The sequence below is a fragment of the Streptococcus sp. SCPM-O-B-15277 (M60) genome, assembly GCF_058200335.1.
This window is the reverse complement of sequence record NZ_JBYQGR010000011.1, coordinates 1-3,237: the sequence shown is the minus strand read 5'-3', so window position 1 is coordinate 3,237 and position 3,237 is coordinate 1. Positions and strand designations below refer to the sequence as shown.

The following is a 3,237-nucleotide window of genomic DNA, read 5'->3' as shown; positions in this document are numbered from 1 at the left end:
ACAATCTTGTCAAGAACTTAAGATAAATTTTTCTTATTTTTTTATTTTTTGAAAAGCAAAAAGCCCACTGTTGTAGGCTTTTCGTAAGATATATCTTAAAATTAAAGCATTTTGTTGTAGAATTCAACGATAAGTGCTTCGTTGATTTCTGGGTTGATTTCATCACGTTCTGGCAAACGAGTCAATGAACCTTCCAATTTTTCAGCATCGAATGATACGAATGCTGGACGTCCAAGAGTAACTTCAACTGCTTCAAGGATTGCTGGAACTTTCAATGATTTTTCGCGAACTGAGATTACTTGACCTGGAGTTACGCGGTATGATGGGATATCAACACGTTTTCCATCAACAAGGATGTGACCGTGGTTTACGAATTGACGAGCTTGACGACGAGTAGTCGCAAGACCAAGACGGTAAACTACGTTATCCAAACGACGTTCCAAAAGAAGCATGAAGTTGAAACCTAGGATTCCGCCCTTGATTTTTGTAGCTTGTACGAACAAGTTACGGAATTGTTTTTCACCTACACCGTAAGTAAAACGAAGTTTTTGTTTTTCAGCTAATTGCAAACCGTATTCTGACAATTTAGAACGGTTGTTTGGTCCGTGTTGTCCTGGTACGTAGTTACGACGTGCCAATTCTTTACCTGTACCTGTAAGTGAAAGGCCAAGGCGACGAGCTTGTTTCCAAGATGGTCCTGTATAACGTGACATATGTATGTCCTCCTGATATAAATATAATTTCGGCGGAAATAGTCACTTAGAAAGCCCTGATTCGTGCAGATGCCCTTCGCCTAAACAGCCAAGGTTACTTATCAGAAGACACCTGTTGACGAGCTTCATGCTTTCCTGCTGCTATTTCACACAAAGGCTATTGTATCATGAAAAACTGCATTTGTAAAGAGATTTTTCTATCTATTTTACTTTTCGTTCAGATTGAGACTAAGGATAAACTTGCTTCCTACGCCATATTGGCTTTCTACGCTGATGTCCCCACCTAATTGGCGAGCTAGATCACGCGCAATTGCAAGGCCTAAGCCATGACCTCCAGTATTCATGTTGCGAGATGTTTCTACCCGATAGAGACGCTTAAAGATATTGTCCAACTCCTCTGGAGCAATTCCATATCCTTCATCTCTGACACTAATGGTCAAGTTCTTGTCCTCAATCAGAGCCACAACTTCAATCTTAGTTCCTGGTTCCGAGTATTTAAAAGCATTATTAAGCAAGTTAACCAAAATTCGCGAAATCTTATCATAGTCTACCTGGATACGGGCATACTCTGGACTAACCTGTATGTACACATCCCGTTCTTCTTTTTCAATTAAAAATTGAAATTCGCTCATTGCTTCTATTAATAACTGATCCAGAAATACAGGCTCAATCCCTCTTGGTGATTCTATCTTGGATTGGGTATTTAGCGTAAGAGCGCCGAGTTCTTCCACTAATTTATTTAGACGGTCGGTCTGCCGACTAATAGTCATTAGATAATGCGCCCGTTCCTCTTCTTTAATAACACCATCAAGGATTCCTTCCACCGTTGCTTGGATGGATGTGATTGGCGTTTTGATGTCATGAGCAAGTTGGGCAATCATAATCCCTTTTTCTTTTTCACTTTGGTCAAGGGATTCAAAGGTTGATTGTAAATCATGAGACATATCGTTAAAAGCTTGCCCTAACTCTTGAAACTCCGTTGGACCTTTTACGTTAGTTTCTCCACTAAAATCCCGACTTGCTACCCTTTTAGCTTGATTTTTCAAGTGATGCAACGAGGAGAATACCGGAGAGAGGAGAAAGAGACTAACTCCAGCTCCGATAAAGCTAGCAACGAGTGTCATTCCAACCAAGAAATAAATTTCTTTTTGATCAATCAGCATTCGCTGGACTGCCCAAAAGACCACAAGAATTGTCAGAATGGTAGAGACTAAATAGCCAATTACGATATAACTTTTTAATTTCATTCATTACCTCGCTTTCTCAATCTTGTAGCCAAGCCCCCAAACTGTTTTGATAACTGGAGTATTGGAACTCGCGTGTTTGACCAACTCCTGTCTCAAAGCATGGATGTGAACATTCAGAGTGTTGGTGTCATCGACATACTCTTCTTGCCATACTTTTTCATAGAGTTCGGTTTTTGAAAAGACCCGCTCAGGATTGCTTGCCAAGATCCAGAGGAGTTCAAAAGATTTGACAGTTAAGTCTAAAGACTCTTGTCCGATATGAACTTCGTGATTGGCATGGTTTATCCGTAAATCCCCTAGTTCAATCAGTTCAGTTCCCCCACTGCGGTGAATTCTGCGAAAAATATTATGAACTCGCAACACCAACTCACGAGGACTAAACGGTTTTGTAATAAAATCATCCGCTCCCAAACTTAAGCCGTAAATCTTGTCTTGGTCACTAATCTTGGCAGTGATAAAGAGAAAAGGTTGATCAGGGGATAAATATTGGACTTCGCTGATAAAATCATAGCCATCCATTTTAGGCATCATGATATCTGTGATGATTAGATCTACTGGTTTTTTCTGAAAAATTTCTAAACCTTCTAGCCCGTCATGGGCAACCAATACTTGATATCCTGCCTGGATTAGGTATCGTTTTTGAATATCTATAATTTCAATCTCATCATCCACGAGTAAAATTGTCTTTTCCATTCCTATTCCCCTTATAAAAACAGCGTTATACTTGGATTTAGTATAACACTATTTTTACTAATTTTTAAATGATTTGAATTTTAATTGTCTCGTTTAGCTTTTACACCAAGAAGGCTAAGTACACCAGCTAAGACAAGACCAAAGATTCCGATAGTTGCTGTATTAGACTTAACTTCACCGGTATTTGGTAACATACCTTTATCACTTTTCTTCATTTGTTCAACTTTTTGACCTTGACCTGGTTGGTTCACTTTCATATTTTCCATACCATGATTCATTCCCATCATTTCTGATTTCATGTCTTTTTCAGCATCCATTCCAGCTTGGTTGTCTTGAGTAGTCATATCTTTATCATGCAATTGAACCATTATTTGTCGTGTCACTACAACATTTGTCAAATCTGGTTTGCCGTCTTTAGCGCCGTAAACTTTAACGGTTGCCTGGTATGTTTGTGTGCCGTTAGCACGAAGTTGGTCGAGAAGGGCTTGACCTTCTTTACCACTTGTGTTACCGTTCAAATCTACTTCGTAGAAATATTGACCTTTTGCCAAACCTTCAAGTGGAAGAATTGCTGCATTTCCTGC

The 3,237-nt window shown here is 39.4% G+C and carries 4 protein-coding genes; all 4 read right to left on the bottom strand.

Annotated elements, in window-relative coordinates; all coding sequences use genetic code 11:
* Positions 1-101: 101 nt before the first annotated feature.
* A complete protein-coding gene (gene rpsD, locus AC3E9F_RS08400) occupies positions 102-713 on the bottom strand; it encodes a 30S ribosomal protein S4 (RefSeq protein WP_490673005.1) in 612 nt (203 codons plus the stop codon).
* Between the two features lie 206 nt (positions 714-919).
* A complete protein-coding gene (locus AC3E9F_RS08395) occupies positions 920-1,960 on the bottom strand; it encodes a sensor histidine kinase (RefSeq protein ID WP_263394089.1) in 1,041 nt (346 codons plus the stop codon).
* A gap of 3 nt (positions 1,961-1,963) precedes the next feature.
* Positions 1,964-2,653 (bottom strand): response regulator transcription factor, encoded by a 690-nt coding sequence (locus AC3E9F_RS08390; protein WP_263394090.1) that lies wholly within the window; start codon positions 2,651-2,653, stop codon positions 1,964-1,966.
* A gap of 80 nt (positions 2,654-2,733) precedes the next feature.
* The coding region (locus tag AC3E9F_RS08385; RefSeq protein ID WP_490673004.1) for an SSURE domain-containing protein at positions 2,734-3,237 on the bottom strand (504 nt) is incomplete at its 5' end.